The organism is Bacillus sp. ISO11 (genome assembly GCF_003458115.1).
Classification (GTDB): Bacteria; Bacillota; Bacilli; order Bacillales; family Bacillaceae_G; genus Bacillus_A; species Bacillus_A cereus.
Window position 1 is genome coordinate 139,249 of sequence record NZ_QXCO01000005.1, and the last position, 16,836, is coordinate 156,084.

Consider the following 16,836-nt stretch of genomic DNA (forward strand, 5'->3'; position numbering starts at 1 on the left):
ATTCTTAACGCGAATACACGCCTACGCTTACTCTATTTGTTCAGCGCGGAACTCCAGGGTGATATTCCCACTATCTCCTTATCCTGAGCTTACACCATCCTCAGTTCGCTATATAAGGTTTGAAAAGGTACTTATCCCTATCTTCGTTTTTCTTAATAAATATGTTGTTTAAAATTATATGTAATAATGAGAAAAACGTCAAGCTTACACTGTTTCTTCTTTTTTCAACAGTTCATCTACTTCGTCTTCTAATTCAATTAGTTTATCCCAATCATCGTTGTTTAACATCTCAAGCTGTGTTTCTAATAACATACGGAAACGAGTTCGGAATACTTTCGCTTGTTTCTTTAGCTCTTCAATATCAAAAGCAACTTTTCTTGATTTTACTAATGCTTCGTTAATAATACGATCAGCATTCTTTTCAGCTTCACGCACAATTAATTTCGCTTCTTTTTGCGCATTACGTTTTACTTCTTCCGCTGCTTCTTGTGCAACAACGATAGATTTGTTTAACGTATCTTCAATATTAGAGAAATGATCTAACTTCCCTTCTAACTGCGCAACTTTTTCTTCTAAAGCTTTTTTCTCACGAATGACCAATTCATAATCTTTGATAATTTGATCAAGAAACTCATTTACTTGATCTTCATCATAGCCACGGAATCCGCGACCAAATTCTTTGTTATGAATATCTAATGGTGTTAACGGCACAACGCCACCTCCAAGTAGTTATCTAAATTTCCTCTTTTAATTATATCTTTTCTTCGACAAAATAGGAGGATTTCCTTCTAAAAAACCAATCATTTTAGTATACCATACAAAATTCTCCATTTGTCGCGTTTTGTTCTACCTTCTACAGAAAATAATTTACTTCGGCCATATCCTCTAACAGAAAAAACATCTCCTGGATAACATTCATAAGAAGTTTGCTCCACTGTTTTCCAATTGACTTTTACTAAACCATTTTTTATGAAAGGTTGTACTTTCTGTCTAGATAAATGTAACATTTCAGCTAACATAACATCTAAACGAAGTGAAGAAACCGTTCCAGATTTCTCTCCCCACGTTTCATGTATCTGTAGAATTTGTTCTCCTTGCACTGACGCTAAAGAGACTTTTACTTTCCCTATTGATTGTAAGTTCATCTCAATATACGATACAATTTCTTTCGCAACTACAATTTGGGCACGATTTTCTTGCAGCAAAATATCACCACATTTTTCTCTTGTTAAACCAAGAGACATAAATGTACCTAATATTTGCCTATGTTCTAGCGTATAAAACTTGGAAGGATAGTCAATTTCTAATACTTCTACTTGAAATTCTTCTTCATTTAATTCTAGATAGTCTGGATAAATAAGTGCTCTTTTACGCTCTGCATTAGGCGTTGCACCACCAAATTGCACAGCAACATCACCTTGTCCTATTACCATAGAAACAATTTGTTGTTGCCTAGGATCGAGAAAATCCGTTAACTTCACTTGATGGTACTCCGCCGCTCGCTTCCACTCTAGCACTTTATCCACAAAGACCTCCTCATCAGGCCTAAAATGTTCGTAGATGCTCATGTATTTACCTTCTTACTATAAGAAATAGCTTAATAAACTGAACAAACCAGTTTTAGCAAGTTTCAACGCAAAGATCGCAACGATTGGAGAAATATCAATCATTCCAAGCGGCGGAATAAAGCGGCGGAATGGTTCTAAATACGGTTCACAAATACGTGCCAGGAACTCTCCAAAAGATGATTCCTTTGCACCAGGAAACCATGATAGGAGAATGTAAATAATAAGTGCCCACGAGTAAATCTCGATAGCATAACTTAACACTATAAAAACTGTTGTCATGGCGTATTACCACCTCTTTATATTTGTTTCTTCTTCTTCACCGAATAACTCTGAAATCGCACCAACAATATCTACATTTTCAGGTGTACACATAAATGTTTTCGGCCCTATTTTTTGAATGTCCCCGCCTATAGCGTATACAGTACCACTTAAAAAGTCAACGATACGTACCGCTTGATCAGTAGACATTCTCTGCAAATTAATTACAACAGCTCGTCTACCTTTTAAGTGGTCCGCAATCCCTTGTGCTTCCGAATATGTGCGTGGTTCTAATAAAACAACTTTTGAAGATTGTTTTGCTGTTTCAATACTCACAACATTTTGCTTCGGTTGCGCTTTCGGAAACGTAACGTCTTGTTGTTCTGGTGGATCTTGCTGCTTTTTCATGTCTGTTTGCTCCTTTTCATAACCATATTGAGCTGCTTCTTTTTCTTCCGGTGTATCAAAAAAGAAGTATTTTACTTTTGACCAACTCATAATAAGATTCTCCTTCCTTTTACGCTTTTCCTACTAAAATCGTTCCCAAACGAATATATGTAGCCCCTTCTTCAATTGCAATCTTGTAATCGTTGGACATTCCCATTGATAATTCTTTACATGGCGCATGTAATAACTCTAGCTCCTGCACCTCTGTTTGCAGCATACGTAATTCCTTAAAACAGCGTCTGATTTCTTCCTCTTCTTCTGTAAATGGAGCCATCGTCATTAGTCCAACCACTTCAATTTTATCGAATTCTTGCAAACTTTGAATAAAAGAAACAACCTCTTCTATTGCCAATCCTTGCTTCGATTCTTCAGATGAGGTTTTCACTTGAATAAAGCATTTCACTTTCTTATCAGCACGTTTCTGAATTTCTTTCGCCAGTGAAAGACGATCTAACGAATGTAAATAATCAATTTCATTAATGATTTCTTTTACTTTTCTCGTTTGTAATGAGCCAATAAAGTGCCAATTAACTTTTGAACCGAAATGCTCGTATTTCTGTAAGAAACCTTCATTTCTATTTTCACCTAAATCGATAACTCCAGCTTCAATTACTTCGTTTGTTTTTTCAATCCCTACAGTTTTTGTAACTGCAACAAGTTTAATATCTTGCAACGAACGTCCAGCTCGAGCGCAAGATTCTTTAATAGCTTCGTTTACAATTACTAAATTTTCTTGTACTGTCACTTGCTTTCTTCCTCCTTAAAACCTATGAAACTCAACATTCTTCCTGTCTTACCTTGATCACGACGATGAGAGAAAAATAGTTGCTCTTCACAGCTTGTACAAAGAGATGACATTACAATATGCTCTTCTTTTATGCCTGCTTGTACACATAATATACGATTAATTTCTTTTAAATTAATTGCGTACTGCCCGTCAGAAATTTTTTGATGAGGAACAGCACCCCTAACTACTTCCTGTGCTGCTGTTAATACACGATCATCCACAACATAACAACAAGATCCGATCGACGGCCCAATTGCAACATGAATTTCATCACTTGAAATACCTTCTGCATTCCACTTTTGAATCATTTCCTTTGCAATCTCTTGCACAGTGCCTTTCCATCCAGCATGCGCAAGTCCTATCATACCATGTGATGGTGCATAAAAATAGAGCGGAACACAATCCGCGTAACAAGACGTTAACAGAACATCTTCATTACTCGTATAAATGCCATCTGTTTTTGAAATGCCGTCCTCATATGAATAGACACCACTTCCCTTTTCCTGTTGCCCTACTTTTTCAACATGATGAGCATGAACTTGTTCAGAGCAAATCCAATTTTCTAATGGTTTTTGTAACTTATTTGCTAAAATGCGTCTGTTTTCATGAACGTTCTCCACGATATCATTCACATGTAATCCTAAATTCATCGCATGAAAGGAGCCCGTACTTATCCCACCATCTTTTGTCGTAAATCCAGCAGTAATGTTTCCAAGTTCTTTCCACGCTTGTAAATACAGTATACCGTCCACATATTTAAATGGTTCTCTCATAATAAAGCGGCTCCTTTTAATTAAAATAACAGAAAAAAGCATGGTACTTCCTGTCTATTTTACCATACTTTTATTTTTTCATAATCCTAACAGAAAAAAAAGAGGAATTTGTAATATTCTTTATGAAATTGTCGGTGTTTGTATTGATTCTGTTACAGAATTAACAGGATTTACTCTTACAAGTATGACATCTTCCCCAATTTTCACAATTTCCTTCCAAGGAATTACAATCTCAACATCTTTTCCAAAAATACCTAGCATACGTGTCTGTTTGGAAATAATAACAGAACAAATTTTCCCTGTGTTCATATCAATTTCAATATCTCCAATATTCCCAATCCTTTTTCCATCTGAAATATTTATAACATCCTTCATCTGTAACTCTGAAATTCGTATCACCATTTTCATCCTCTCCCTTATATGACAAATTGGAAACTGTTTCTCATATTTACAGGAAGCCACCTATACGAAATTATATGAACACTAATCCCCTACTATGAGCACAAACCATATTACATATAAAAAGGTCTCACCATAATTGGTGAGACCTTATCCTTGAATCGTTTTATTCATTTGTTTAATGGCTGACTTCTCTAAACGTGATACTTGCGCTTGGGAAATCCCAATTTCTTCTGCAACTTCCATCTGTGTCTTTCCTTGGAAGAAACGTTTTCTAATAATCATTTTCTCTCTATCATTTAAACGCTTCATTCCTTCTTTCAATGCTAATTCTTCAACCCACTGCTCGTCCTTTTGTTTTTCATCACTTAACTGATCCATAACAAAGATAGGATCTCCCCCATCATTATAAATCGGTTCAAATAATGAAACTGGATCTTGAATTGCATCTAAAGCAAATACTATCTCTTCATGAGTTACTTCTAGCACTTTTGCAATATCCATTGCTGTTGGTTCTTTTGAATTTTCTGCAATCAACTTTTCTCTTACTTGCAAAGCTTTATACGCAATATCTCGCAATGAGCGCGATACGCGAATCGGATTATTATCACGCAAATATCTGCGTATTTCCCCAATAATCATCGGCACAGCATACGTTGAAAATTTTACATTTTGGCCTAAATCAAAATTATCAATTGATTTCATAAGTCCGATGCAACCAACTTGAAATAAATCGTCAACATATTCTCCTCTGTTATTAAATCTTTGGATGACGCTCAGTACAAGACGTAAGTTTCCATTCACTAATTTTTCTCTTGCGCTTATCTCTCCACTTTGCATTTCACGAAATAATTTACGCATCTCTTCATTTTTTAATACTGGAAGTTTAGCTGTATCAACACCGCAAATTTCTACTTTGTTTCTCGTCAAAGTGTTCCCTCCTATCGGGAGTTGCTGTACAGTGTAAAGTATTTCCTTTGAAGGGGATTTTATGCATGTGGTTTTTTCACGATTTGTTATTTAAATTATCTTTCCTAATACAACTAAATAGAATAAGACCAGCCTACATAACGGCTGGTCTTATTCTTTACACCATTTTATTAAATTCTTTTCGTAATCTTTTTATAATTCTTTTTTCTAAACGCGAAATGTATGACTGTGAAATCCCAAGCATATCAGCCACATCTTTTTGCGTCTTTTCCTCTCCTCCAGCAAGCCCAAACCGAAGTTCCATAATTTGTTTTTCACGATCATTTAATTGGTGTAATGCTTTCATTAAAAGGTGACGATCTACAGTAGCTTCTAAATCTTTTGTAATAATATCATCATCTGTACCTAACACGTCAGACAATAACAGTTCATTCCCATCCCAATCAATGTTTAGTGGTTCATCAAAAGAAACTTCCGAACGATTTTTGTTATTTCGACGTAAATGCATTAAAATTTCATTTTCTATACAACGCGATGCATATGTTGCTAATTTTATTTTCTTTTCTGGATTAAATGTATTTACCGCTTTAATAAGGCCGATTGTTCCTATACTAATCAAATCTTCAATATTTATCCCTGTATTTTCAAACTTTCTTGCTATATATACAACGAGCCTTAAGTTACGTTCAATAAGTAATGACCTTGCTGCCTGATCTCCTTTTGGCAATTTATTCAAAAGAACTTCCTCTTCTTCTTTTGTTAACGGTGGTGGCAACGCTTCACTTCCACCAATATAATAAATTTCATCGGTCTTAATTCCTAATTTCAGCAATACTTTATACCAAAGGTATACTAAATAAAATTTTAATTTCATCATATTATCCCGCCTCTCATTATTAAGCGATTACCATTTTTTGCGAAATCAACATTTTTGGATGCACAATACATTGATACTCCCCATTAGTAGAAAGCTGTTGTGTATTTAATCCAATTAATACTTTGTTTACAACAATAGAACTACCTTCATGGTCAACTTGCACACTGTCAGGCTTAATTGCCCACAAAAATTGACTCTCTACTCCTACTGCACGGAAAGGAATTAAGCGTAATTTTGTCGCCCAACCAGAATCATTTTCTGGTATTTGAGGAATTTCTGTTTTGGAATAAATTTGTTCTGTTAACCAAGATGGTAAGCAATGTTCTAATGATGAAACATGCATAATCATAACGGGTGTTTTTGTTAATGGGTCATAAAGTTGGTTCCCACTGTCAATAAGACCTGCCAGTTCTAGTTCTTCTTCTGCTAATTGAATTTTTACTTTCACAATTTGATCATAGTGTATTTTCGTGACCTCTACGCTTTCAATACGCTTTTTAGAAAAATAATAAATTACTGGAAAACCAAAAATAACAAATAACCAACTAATTGGATCACCGTAAGAAATTGACTGAGATTGAACCAATCCATTTACCATTTCATTCGTTTGCAAAAAGAAATGAGTTCCAATTAATCCTCCGCCAACCATAAAGGTTACAAAGTAAAAAGTAAAAACAGTTTGTGCATAATTTCTAAATGTTGTAAACCCAAATGCTGTATACACAATAAGTAACGAGTACAGTAGTTTCATAATTGGATGTGTCATCATAGAAGCAAAAGGAGTAAAGGCAAAAATAACAATAGTTGAACCTATAAATGCCCCTAACACAAGCCTCCATTTTTTGATTTTCTTTTTTAACACGGTAGCTGTTAATAAAAGCAAAAGAAAATCAATGCAGGCGTTTAACAACCAAACAACGTCGGCGTAAACAACCAAACAATTCACCTCTTTTTTCAAGTTGAGACTAGTATAATGCATATCCAATAGGAAAGTGTGTCAATTTGCGGAGGTGTTTTTTTGTTATTTTGTGATTTCTAGACATAATCTGTCGGTAAAAAATAAAAGTACAAATTCATAGAATGATATACTCTTATTTTCACCAACAAAATATACCAAATAAAAAAAAAGACCTGCTTAGCAGGTCTTTTCCATTTAAAAAACAAAAAAGGAGCATGAAAGCTCCTTTTTTTATCGTCTACGACGGTTACGTAAAAATGCTGGAATATCGATATCATCTGAATCTGAATGACGCTCATGTACAACTGGCTCTTCACGCTTCATTTCACGTTTTACTTCACGTTGTTTTGAAGGTTGAGCTACTGGTTGTTGCTGTTGTTGCGTGTGGTTCGCATTCGGACGAATAATTGGTTTTGGTGGTTGAGTTGCAATGCTATCATCAAAACCAGTTGCAATTACAGTTACAACGATATCATCTTTTAATCCTTCGTTAATAACAGAACCGAAGATCATATTTACTTCTGGATCTGAAGCTGAAGCTACGATATCTGCCGCTTCTTGTACTTCATATAAGCTTAAGTTAGCGCCACCCGTAATGTTCATGATAACACCTTGAGCTCCATCAATAGATGTTTCTAGTAATGGACTAGAAATCGCTTTTTTCGCAGCTTCTGCAGCACGATTTTCCCCGTTACCAGAACCAATACCCATTAAAGCAGAACCTCTATTAGACATAATTGTCTTTACGTCTGCAAAGTCTAAGTTAATTAAACCTGGCGTTGCAATTAAATCCGAAATACCTTGAACACCTTGACGTAATACGTTATCAGCTTCACGGAATGCTTCTAACATTGGCGTATTTTTATCAACAATCTCTAATAAGCGATCGTTTGGAATTACAATAAGAGTATCTACATTTTCTTTAAATGCTGCAATACCAGATGCTGCTTGCGTCGCACGCTTACGTCCTTCAAAAGTAAATGGACGTGTTACAACACCAACTGTTAAAGCACCTAATTCTTTTGCAACTTGAGCAACAACTGGAGCTGCACCAGTTCCAGTTCCACCGCCCATACCGGCAGTTACGAAGACCATATCCGCACCACGAAGTGCTTCTTGGATCTGTTCTTTACTTTCTTCTGCAGCTTTTTTCCCTACTTCAGGGTTTGCGCCTGCACCAAGTCCACGCGTTAATTTTCCACCAATTTGCATTTTTGTTTCAGCTTTTGATAGATTTAATGCTTGTGCATCAGTGTTCACAGCGATAAAGTCTACACCTTGTACACCGTGTTCAATCATACGGTTTACAGCATTGTTTCCGCCACCGCCGACACCGATAACTTTTATATTCGCTAATTGATCTTGAGTAGTATCAAACTCTAACATGTCGAAATCCCCCTAGAACCTCATTTTTCGTGTCCAATTTTAATCCCATAAATAACGGAATACACGTTTTACTTTTGACATCATGCGGTCATCATTTTGATTATTATTGTTTTGATTACGAGTTTTTTGTTTCGCGGGTTGCTGTTGTACCGGCGTTGGTGCTGGTGCTGGTACTGGTTCAAAATGCTCTTGCTTTTCCTGCACATTTTTCCCACGTAATTTAGCTTTTTGATAAGAATGTTTAATTAATCCAACTCCACTTGTATATTGGGGCTCACGCACACCAATATAATCAGGAGTTGCTACACGAACATTTTCATGTAAAATATCATATGCAAGATCAAGAACACCTGGCATAGAAGCAATTCCGCCAGTTAGTACATAACCAGAAGCCACTTGCTTTACTCCTAACTTACGCACTTCATCTTGAACAAACATTAAAATTTCCTCTACACGAGCCTCTATTATATCCGATAATTCCAACTGAGAATATTGTTCTGTTTGATCACTTCCCATAATAGGAACCGTAAACATCTCTTCTTCAGATGCTGTATCATAAAAAGCATGTCCATATTTCAACTTAATTTGATCTGCATTTTCTGTTGAAGTTTTCAACCCAATCGCAATATCTTTCGTTATATGGTCTCCACCTAATGGTAATACGCTCGTCGCTTGTAACTCTCCATCTTTAAAAATAGATAAAGTTGTAGATCCTCCCCCCATATCAACAAGGGCTACTCCTCTATTTTTTTCATCTGAAGATATAGCAACTGTTGCAGCCGCTAAAGGTTGAAGACAAATATCAACAATTTCAAGACCTGCTTTTTCTACACAACGAAGTAGGTTATGTAGTAAAGTTCTCGAGCCTGTAATAAGTGTACCTTCCATTTCTAATCTTACACCGATCATCCCGCGTGGATCGTTAATCTCGTCAAGACCGTCTACGATGAACTGTCGAGGTACCACATCAATAAACTCACGCTCTGGAGCAATTGACACAACTTGTGCTGCATCTAGAACGCGTAAGACATCTTCATTCCCGATTTCACGATCTTCATTTGAAACAGCGACTACTCCGTGACAAGGAAGTAGCTGTACCTGGTTTGCATTGACACCTACTACAACTTGCTCAATGTGGATTCCCACCATGCGCTCAGCTTGTTCAATTGCTTTTTTAATTGATCGAACAGTCTCGTCTATATCAACTATCGATCCCTTCTTTAAACCATTTGATTTTACATTTCCAACACCAATAATGTTTAAGCTGTCATTAACCATTTCACCAATGATGACTTTAACATTGGATGTACCGATGTCAAGACTAACATATATTTCATTGCTGTTCATTCTTTGGCACCTCCTTCTTTATTTATACCATACAACTCAATATATGGAACAACAATCGCAACTTTACTATTTATAAGAAAAATATTCAACGTCTTTATACGTTTCCCTTTTTTAACCCTATATTTTTCTTATTTTTATTTAGCATTCAATTAAGAATATCGCAGTAAACTATGAATAACTGCTTATCTTGAAATAATTCTATTTCCAGTGTAAAGTTTACCGCCAAGTATAAGTCTACACTAAGATGTACTCATAGAAAAGTGAAACTTGTACCAATACTAGTATGAATCTAAGAATTTTTACATATTTTTCATCAAATGAACCATTCTTCTAAATTCGTATACATATAATAGAACATTCGTTTCGTTTTTTCTGCTATAAGCAACGAAAACTACCATTCTATTCTTTTTTGTCTTCCGCACCTAATTCTTTCGTATATGCACCTACTTCTAAGTCAATTAATACCTTCTTACCTGGCTCAATTGTTTTTAAAATAAGTGGATAGGCTTCCATACGTTTTGCGAAATTTTGAATCGTAGTGCTCACTTCATAACCTTCATTCATATATAAAGTAAGATGATCTTCATTCGCATTCGTTGGTGAATAGCGAATCTCCGAAATAGATTTTAAAATAGCTGGTGTTAATTTTTCTAGTTCAGCGATTAACTCCTTCATTTTCTCTTCTTTAAAAGGTTCGAAAATCGGTGCTGCAACAGGAAGTTTTCCATTAGGTAGTACATCAAGCGTTTTTCCATTTTCTAATAACGGTTGTAGTTTTCCCTCTTTATTTATATAACCAATCGTTAAATATTCTTCGATATGAATATCAATCTTGTTTGGAAAACGTTTTTTTACATTTACTGCTTTAATTTCTTTTCGCTTCGTTAAGTTTTCTTCAGCTTTATGTGCTGTCACTCGGAAATAACTTGTATCATATGTCACGCCTGAATCCTTCATCACTTGCTCATCCGTCATATAGTGATTTCCAAACACACTAATCTTTTTTATATTACTAAGCGGAGACCGAAAATAAATTAAAAAGAGCACTAATAAAAATAAAATTGATATGTATAAAATCAATCGATGATTAACATTTTTTTTGTTTTTTTTCTTTTGATTTTTCAATTTTGGTACACGATCTTGTAGTTTAATCACTTTACTATTATTCATGTACGATCCCCCTATGTAACATAAAGAACGGCATGTTCCTCATGCCGTTCTTATCTTCTTATTATAACATAAATGATAATGAGCGGAACGAATAACCGTTATCTTCCAATGATTTCTACTTCTGTGTGCATATCTACATCAAATTTATCCTTAATTGTATGTTTTATTAATTCAATTAAAGACAATACATCTTGCGCTGAAGCTCCCCCGGTATTAACAATAAAATTGCCATGCATTTCAGAAATTTGAGCTCCACCAATCCTATAACCACGAAGCCCTGCTTTTTCTACTAAATCTCCTGCAAAATGTGGGATTGGATTCCGAAATATACTTCCTGCACACGGATGATTCCATGGTTGCGTTTCACGGCGGTAGTCTTTATTATTTTGCATGCTACGTACAATTTCTTCACGTTTTCCCGCCTGTAATTGAAACTCCGCTTCTAAAACAATACCAGGACGTTTCGTTTGCAATACAGATGACCGATAAGAAAACTCCAGTTCTTTATTCGTTAACCAGGCAATTGTACCGTCTTCAAACAGAATGAGAGCCTTCGATAATACACTCGATATATCCGATTTATGTGCACCTGCATTCATATATACTGCACCACCGACACTTCCTGGAATACCGCTCGCAAACTCCAATCCAGCTAACCCTTGACGACTAAGTAAAGTTGACAATTTAATAAGAGGATATCCACTACCAACTCTTACCTTATGTTTTTCGACCTCTAAGTGATCTAATCCTTCTCCTAAACGAATAACAACACCTTCTATGCCTTGATCAGATACAAGAAGGTTTGAACCGCGACCAATTACAGTCCACTTCGTTTTGTATTGCTTTACTAACTGTAATGTTTTTTCAATACCGGCTACATGCTTTGGCACAATTAAAATGTCCGCTGGTCCACCTATTTTCATAGTTGTATAACGTGCTAACGGCTCGTTAACTAAAACACGACCAACGTCTGCTTCTATAAGCTCATTTACTAATTGTTCCATAGACAATCTCCCCCATATTAAGTCTCCTTATGACAATAATATGCAGGGCGTTCATCTAACGTTATCCCGCTATTTACGGGCAGTACAGCTCTTAAATCAAAATTCGGCGATAACAAAGAAATTAGGCGGAATCAGGATGTCAGTAAACATCCGATTAGTGAAAGATAATAATCAACGAGAGAGAATCACTCCCCACTGATTAGAGCCTCACTTTATTTTTTTACAAGCTTATTCATTACTTCATACAGCTTATTTGCTGCATCTGGAATACCTAGTTGCTTAGCCGCTAGCTTCATATTTTGTAATGTTTGTGCATTCAATAAAATCTCATCAATATCACGAATAAGCGTTTCAGCTGTTAAATCTTTTTCAAGTAACATTTTTGCCGCTCCTTTATCAACAACTGAACGTGCATTCTTTTCCTGATGATTATTTGTTACATATGGACTCGGTATTAACACACTTGGTTTTCCTAACGCTGTTAATTCTGCAAGTGTTGTTGCCCCAGCCCTTGAAACAACAAGGTCTACACCAGTTAGTACCTCTGGCATATTATGAATGAACGGCTTAATAATAACATTGCTTGGGTTCCCTTTTTGCTTCACGGCTTCCATCACTTTATCATAATGTACTTCACCCGTTACATATAGTATTTCGTAGCTTTTGTTCCCAAACTGTTCAATTGCTTCAACGAAGGCATCGTTAATCGGTCTAGCCCCACGACTTCCACCAAATATAAGTACAGACTTTTTAGGAAGAGAAAGCCCAACTGAACGTTTCCCCTTCATTCCATTTTGATCCATTACCTCTGATGCTCGTGGATTACCTGTCATTACCACTTTTGACTCTGGAAAATGCTCTATAGCTGCTTCAAAACAAACAGCAACTTTATCAACATAACGGCTTAAAAACTTGTTCGTTACACCTGGTACACTATTTTGTTCATGTACAATAGTTGGAATACCTAATTTGGCTGCAGCGTATACAACTGGTCCACATACATATCCACCCGTTCCAATTACAATATCCGGATTAAAACGACGAATATATCGTTTACTATCCTGTACACCTTTTAGAAAACGCATTACTGTTTTCACATTATCTAATGATATTTTTCGTTTAAATCCACTTATAACAATAGATTGAAATGGTATACCTGCTTTTGGAACGATTGTACTCTCTAGTCCATTTTCCGTACCAATATATAAAAATCTTGCTTCTGGATTTAACTTTTTTATTTCTCTAATTAAAGCAAGAGCTGGATAAATATGACCACCAGTACCCCCACCACTCACTAATACACGCACTACTAACTCCTCCGCTTCTCTTTTCTTATTTCCATTATATTTATTTCTATATACATATTGCATTTTTACACACATACGAAAAACCCTGTCTTATAAACAGGGTTTAGTAGCGAGAATGGCGACTTATATTTAATAATACACCTACTGCCATTAACATTAATGTCAAACTTGATCCACCATAACTTAAAAACGGCAAGGTAATACCCGTAACAGGCATCAGTCCTGTTACAACACCAACATTAATCATTACTTGAATCGCAATCATCGCCACAATACCTACTGCTAAAAACGTACCATATAAATCTGGCGCTCCTAATGCGATACGAATCCCGCGCCATAATAATAGACTAAATAATAATAACACAAATGAACCACCAATAAAACCTAATTCCTCGGATAAGATCGCAAATATAAAGTCAGTTTGCGGTTCAGGTAAATAAAGAAATTTTTGTCTACTTTGTCCAAGTCCAAGCCCAAATAATCCACCAGGTCCAATTGCAAGTAATGATTGGATAATTTGAAATCCACTTCCGAGCGGATCTGACCACGGATCTAAATATGATGTAATGCGTTTCATTCGATACGGTGCTGATGCAATTAACCCTACAAATCCTGCTACACCAATCAAACCAAACATTGCAAAGTGAAAGACCCTCGCTCCCGAAATGAATATCATAATGATACATGTCCCAACCATTACCGTTCCTGTCCCAAGGTCTGGCTGTAACATAATCATCCCAAAAGCAAGAAAAACAAAACTAAGAGCCGGTAATAAACCACGTTTAAAAGATGTAATCAATTTTTGACGTTCTGCTAAAAACTTTGCCAAGAAAATAATCATCGCAAACTTCATAAATTCTGACGGTTGAATCGAAAATGCTCCGATTCCAATCCAACTTCGTGCTCCTCCTCGAACAAGACCTACTCCAGGAATAAGAACGAGAATAAGAAGAATGAAGCAAACTAGCAAAATCACTTTTGAATACGTACGCCACACCCAATAATCAATTTTCATAATAAAAAACATAGCTACTACACCAAGACCCGCAAACAGTAATTGTCTTTTTGCAAAAAAGAATGAGTCCCCCATTTTATAAGAGGCCCAAACTGCACTCGCACTATAAACCATAATCATTCCGATTGTCAACAATGAAAGTGTTACGATGATGAGAATAAAATCAGGCGTTTTCTTCATTACCCACAAACACCACCTCTTTAGGCAGAACCTTTTGCCCTATGTAACAAAACATCAGTAGGTGTTAGCCTACTGATGTTTTGATTTACTTTATATAAGTTTATGCACAGCTTGTATAAAAATGTCTCCTCTTTCTTCAAATGTTTTAAATTGATCCCAGCTTGCACACGCTGGAGAAAGAAGAACGACATCGCCATCTTTAGAATGAGCATAAGCCTTCACCACTGCTTCATCTAAAGTATCGACACTTTCAATTATATCTAATCCCGCTTTTTCTGCCGCTCTTACTAGTTTGGGAGCTGTTTGTCCAAATGTTACAATCGCTTTTACATTTTTGAAATACGGAATTAAATCATCGAATTCATTTCCGCGATCAAGCCCACCTGCTAGTAACACAATCGGTTGTGTAAACGCAGATAGTGCTTTCTCAGTCGCTAACATATTCGTTGCTTTTGAATCGTTATAAAACTTACGGTTGTTAATCGTTGTTACATATTCTAAACGATGTTTTACACCCGTAAAACGTTTTAACACGACCGTAATTGCTTCATTAGAAGTACCTAATAATTTCGCAATACTCATCGCAGCTAAAATATTTTCTAGATTATGTTGACCAGGTAAAACGATATCGCTTACTTCAACAACTTTTTCACCTTTGAAATAAAGAGCGTTATCTTTTATACACGCGCCATCTTCAATTTCTTTCGTTGTCGAAAACAGGATTTTTTGACCTTTAGAATACGCAGACAAAGCCATCACATCTGCATCATCCGCATTTATTACACTATAATCATTTTCTGTTTGGTTTTTAAAAATATTTGCTTTCGCTAAACCATATTCTTTCTTCGTCCCATGATAATCTAAGTGGGCCTCAAATAAATTTAAAAACGCAGCAATTTTAGGTTGGAACAATTCTACTCCCATCAATTGAAACGATGAAAGTTCTGTAACTACAACTTCATTTTCTTTTGCATCCTGTGCTACTTCACACGCTACAGTTCCAATGTTCCCTGCAATTACAGGATGCTTTTGTCCTTCTTTTAGCATTTCAAATGTCAGCATTGTCGTCGTCGTTTTACCGTTAGACCCCGTAATCCCAACAAATGGTGCTTCTGAAATACGATATGCTAATTCAACTTCCGTAACAATCGGAATTTGCTTTTCTTTCGCAGCAACTAATATTGGATTAGAATACGGGATTCCTGGATTTTTTACTACAAGAGAAATATTTCTCTCTAATAATTCTAAAGGATGACCACCGCATACAACGTCCATTCCTTTTGCTTGTAATTCTGCAGCAAGTACATTCTCTGCTAAAGGCTTTCCGTCATTTACAATAACATTTGCCCCTAACTTTTGTAACAATGTAGCTGCTGCATAACCACTTTTTGCAATGCCTAATACAAGAATATTCTTATTTTGAAATTCAGTTACAGTTTTCAATTACATCCACACCCCGATATAAATTCCTAACACAGCTAATAAAAATCCTGCAGACCAAAACGTCACAACAACACGCCACTCTGACCAACCACATAATTCATAATGATGGTGTAATGGACTCATTTTAAAGACACGTTTTCCTGTTGTTTTAAATGAAATGACCTGAATGATAACCGATAAAGTTTCCATTACGAATACTCCGCCGATAATTACAAGTAGCAATTCTTGTTTTAATAAAATCGCTACAGCTGCAATGGCTCCACCTAAAGCTAATGAACCTGTATCTCCCATAAACACTTTTGCTGGATTCGCATTGAATACTAAAAATCCAAGTACAGCTCCTACAACTGCCATACAGAATATCGCCACTCCAAATTGCTCTTGTGCCACAGCAATAATACTAAATGCTCCAAATGCAATAGCAGCTGTTCCTGATAATAAACCATCTAAACCGTCAGTTAAGTTAACTGCATTTGATCCACCAATAAGCATAAATAGTACAAGTACGAAATACGCCCAACCTAATTCAAACTTAACATCCGTTCCCGGAATCATGATGTATGTGTGGAACGCTTGCCCTTTTCCAATTAAAAAGAATGCAATAGCAATAACAAGCTGACCTACTAATTTTTGTTTTGATGTTAAACCAAGATTTCTCTTCTTAACTACCTTTATGTAGTCATCTAAAAATCCAATCAAGCCGTAACCAAACGTCACTAATAGTAATAACGAAACCTCTGCACCTAAATAATTAAACTTAATCGCCATAATAAGTGAAGTTACCATCATAGATACGTATATGACGATACCACCCATTGTCGGTGTCCCTGATTTTTTTTGATGTGACTTTGGTCCCTCATCACGAATACTCTGTCCGAACTTTAATTTTCTTAAAAATGGAATAAACAATGGCGAAAGGGCAACAGAAATTAAGAATGCTACCCCAGCCGTTACTAATAAACCTTGCTCAAGCACATGTAGTCCTCC

Annotated in this window: 18 protein-coding genes and 1 other annotated feature (1 of these 19 only partly in view); all 18 genes read right to left on the minus strand. The window is 36.0% G+C overall.

Going from position 1 to position 16,836, the window contains the following annotated elements; genetic code table 11:
* Window positions 1-153, minus strand: a binding site (T-box leader) (it extends 71 nt beyond the left edge of the window).
* A gap of 51 nt (window positions 154-204) precedes the next feature.
* The 18 genes from divIVA to mraY all read right to left on the minus strand — a co-directional run bounded on the left by divIVA (window position 205) and on the right by mraY (window position 16,824).
* Window positions 205-711 carry a septum site-determining protein DivIVA gene (gene divIVA / locus D1166_RS07200; protein WP_001131611.1) on the minus strand — a complete coding sequence of 169 codons (507 nt, stop codon included), beginning with the start codon at window positions 709-711 and terminating at the stop codon, window positions 205-207.
* 89 nt (window positions 712-800) lie between these two features.
* Entirely contained in the window at window positions 801-1,568 is a 768-nt protein-coding gene (locus D1166_RS07205) for a YlmH family RNA-binding protein (protein ID WP_002098127.1), read from the minus strand.
* 15 nt (window positions 1,569-1,583) lie between these two features.
* Window positions 1,584-1,847: a YggT family protein gene (locus D1166_RS07210; RefSeq protein ID WP_000214233.1), complete on the minus strand. Its 264-nt coding sequence runs from the start codon at window positions 1,845-1,847 to the stop codon at window positions 1,584-1,586.
* Window positions 1,848-1,853: 6 nt separating this feature from the next.
* Window positions 1,854-2,324, minus strand: coding sequence for a cell division protein SepF (locus tag D1166_RS07215; RefSeq protein ID WP_000119129.1), 471 nt, complete (start codon window positions 2,322-2,324; stop codon window positions 1,854-1,856).
* 19 nt (window positions 2,325-2,343) lie between these two features.
* Window positions 2,344-3,018 (minus strand): YggS family pyridoxal phosphate-dependent enzyme, encoded by a 675-nt coding sequence (locus D1166_RS07220; protein WP_000218007.1) that lies wholly within the window; start codon window positions 3,016-3,018, stop codon window positions 2,344-2,346.
* Window positions 3,015-3,833 carry a peptidoglycan editing factor PgeF gene (gene pgeF, locus D1166_RS07225; RefSeq protein WP_001209006.1) on the minus strand — a complete coding sequence of 273 codons (819 nt, stop codon included), beginning with the start codon at window positions 3,831-3,833 and terminating at the stop codon, window positions 3,015-3,017. The genes D1166_RS07220 and pgeF overlap by 4 nt, the downstream gene beginning before the upstream one ends.
* Before the next feature lie 120 nt (window positions 3,834-3,953).
* Window positions 3,954-4,235: a YlmC/YmxH family sporulation protein gene (locus D1166_RS07230; protein WP_000236745.1), complete on the minus strand. Its 282-nt coding sequence runs from the start codon at window positions 4,233-4,235 to the stop codon at window positions 3,954-3,956.
* A 147-nt stretch (window positions 4,236-4,382) separates the two neighbouring features.
* Window positions 4,383-5,162, minus strand: a complete 780-nt coding sequence (gene sigG / locus D1166_RS07235; protein WP_000197755.1) for an RNA polymerase sporulation sigma factor SigG — start codon at window positions 5,160-5,162, stop codon at window positions 4,383-4,385.
* A gap of 157 nt (window positions 5,163-5,319) precedes the next feature.
* The gene (gene sigE / locus D1166_RS07240; RefSeq protein WP_000976948.1) at window positions 5,320-6,039 is read right to left on the minus strand and encodes an RNA polymerase sporulation sigma factor SigE; all 720 of its coding nucleotides are present in this window, start codon (window positions 6,037-6,039) and stop codon (window positions 5,320-5,322) included.
* A gap of 19 nt (window positions 6,040-6,058) precedes the next feature.
* Window positions 6,059-6,976, minus strand: a complete 918-nt coding sequence (gene spoIIGA, locus D1166_RS07245; RefSeq protein WP_000261970.1) for a sigma-E processing peptidase SpoIIGA — start codon at window positions 6,974-6,976, stop codon at window positions 6,059-6,061.
* Window positions 6,977-7,228: 252 nt separating this feature from the next.
* Complete coding sequence (ftsZ, locus tag D1166_RS07250) at window positions 7,229-8,383, minus strand: cell division protein FtsZ (protein ID WP_000888984.1); 1,155 nt, start codon at window positions 8,381-8,383, stop codon at window positions 7,229-7,231.
* Between the two features lie 39 nt (window positions 8,384-8,422).
* Window positions 8,423-9,730 carry a cell division protein FtsA gene (ftsA, locus tag D1166_RS07255; RefSeq protein WP_001087557.1) on the minus strand — a complete coding sequence of 436 codons (1,308 nt, stop codon included), beginning with the start codon at window positions 9,728-9,730 and terminating at the stop codon, window positions 8,423-8,425.
* Window positions 9,731-10,129: 399 nt separating this feature from the next.
* Entirely contained in the window at window positions 10,130-10,900 is a 771-nt protein-coding gene (divIB, locus tag D1166_RS07260; protein WP_001065788.1) for a cell division protein DivIB, read from the minus strand.
* Window positions 10,901-10,998: 98 nt separating this feature from the next.
* Window positions 10,999-11,904, minus strand: coding sequence for a UDP-N-acetylmuramate dehydrogenase (murB, locus tag D1166_RS07265; protein WP_000437021.1), 906 nt, complete (start codon window positions 11,902-11,904; stop codon window positions 10,999-11,001).
* Window positions 11,905-12,116: 212 nt separating this feature from the next.
* Entirely contained in the window at window positions 12,117-13,211 is a 1,095-nt protein-coding gene (gene murG / locus D1166_RS07270) for an undecaprenyldiphospho-muramoylpentapeptide beta-N-acetylglucosaminyltransferase (RefSeq protein ID WP_021728036.1), read from the minus strand.
* A gap of 103 nt (window positions 13,212-13,314) precedes the next feature.
* Window positions 13,315-14,406, minus strand: coding sequence for a stage V sporulation protein E (gene spoVE, locus D1166_RS07275; protein WP_000753520.1), 1,092 nt, complete (start codon window positions 14,404-14,406; stop codon window positions 13,315-13,317).
* A 90-nt stretch (window positions 14,407-14,496) separates the two neighbouring features.
* Window positions 14,497-15,849: a UDP-N-acetylmuramoyl-L-alanine--D-glutamate ligase gene (murD, locus tag D1166_RS07280; RefSeq protein WP_000860116.1), complete on the minus strand. Its 1,353-nt coding sequence runs from the start codon at window positions 15,847-15,849 to the stop codon at window positions 14,497-14,499.
* Window positions 15,850-16,824: a phospho-N-acetylmuramoyl-pentapeptide-transferase gene (mraY, locus tag D1166_RS07285; RefSeq protein WP_000893060.1), complete on the minus strand. Its 975-nt coding sequence runs from the start codon at window positions 16,822-16,824 to the stop codon at window positions 15,850-15,852. It abuts the gene before it with no gap.
* Between the last annotated feature and the right edge of the window lie 12 nt (window positions 16,825-16,836).

Bases quoted from the DNA above. Each gene is read 5' to 3' on its own strand.
- D1166_RS07205 (WP_002098127.1), bottom strand. From the start codon at position 1,568: ATGAGCATCTACGAACATTTTAGGCCTGATGAGGAGGTCTTTGTGGAT.
- D1166_RS07210 (WP_000214233.1), bottom strand. From the start codon at position 1,847: ATGACAACAGTTTTTATAGTGTTAAGTTATGCTATCGAGATTTACTCG.
- D1166_RS07215 (WP_000119129.1), bottom strand. From the start codon at position 2,324: ATGAGTTGGTCAAAAGTAAAATACTTCTTTTTTGATACACCGGAAGAA.
- pgeF (WP_001209006.1), bottom strand. From the start codon at position 3,833: ATGAGAGAACCATTTAAATATGTGGACGGTATACTGTATTTACAAGCG.
- D1166_RS07230 (WP_000236745.1), bottom strand. From the start codon at position 4,235: ATGGTGATACGAATTTCAGAGTTACAGATGAAGGATGTTATAAATATT.
- sigE (WP_000976948.1), bottom strand. From the start codon at position 6,039: ATGATGAAATTAAAATTTTATTTAGTATACCTTTGGTATAAAGTATTG.
- ftsZ (WP_000888984.1), bottom strand. From the start codon at position 8,383: ATGTTAGAGTTTGATACTACTCAAGATCAATTAGCGAATATAAAAGTT.
- ftsA (WP_001087557.1), bottom strand. From the start codon at position 9,730: ATGAACAGCAATGAAATATATGTTAGTCTTGACATCGGTACATCCAAT.
- divIB (WP_001065788.1), bottom strand. From the start codon at position 10,900: ATGAATAATAGTAAAGTGATTAAACTACAAGATCGTGTACCAAAATTG.
- murB (WP_000437021.1), bottom strand. From the start codon at position 11,904: ATGGAACAATTAGTAAATGAGCTTATAGAAGCAGACGTTGGTCGTGTT.
- spoVE (WP_000753520.1), bottom strand. From the start codon at position 14,406: ATGAAGAAAACGCCTGATTTTATTCTCATCATCGTAACACTTTCATTG.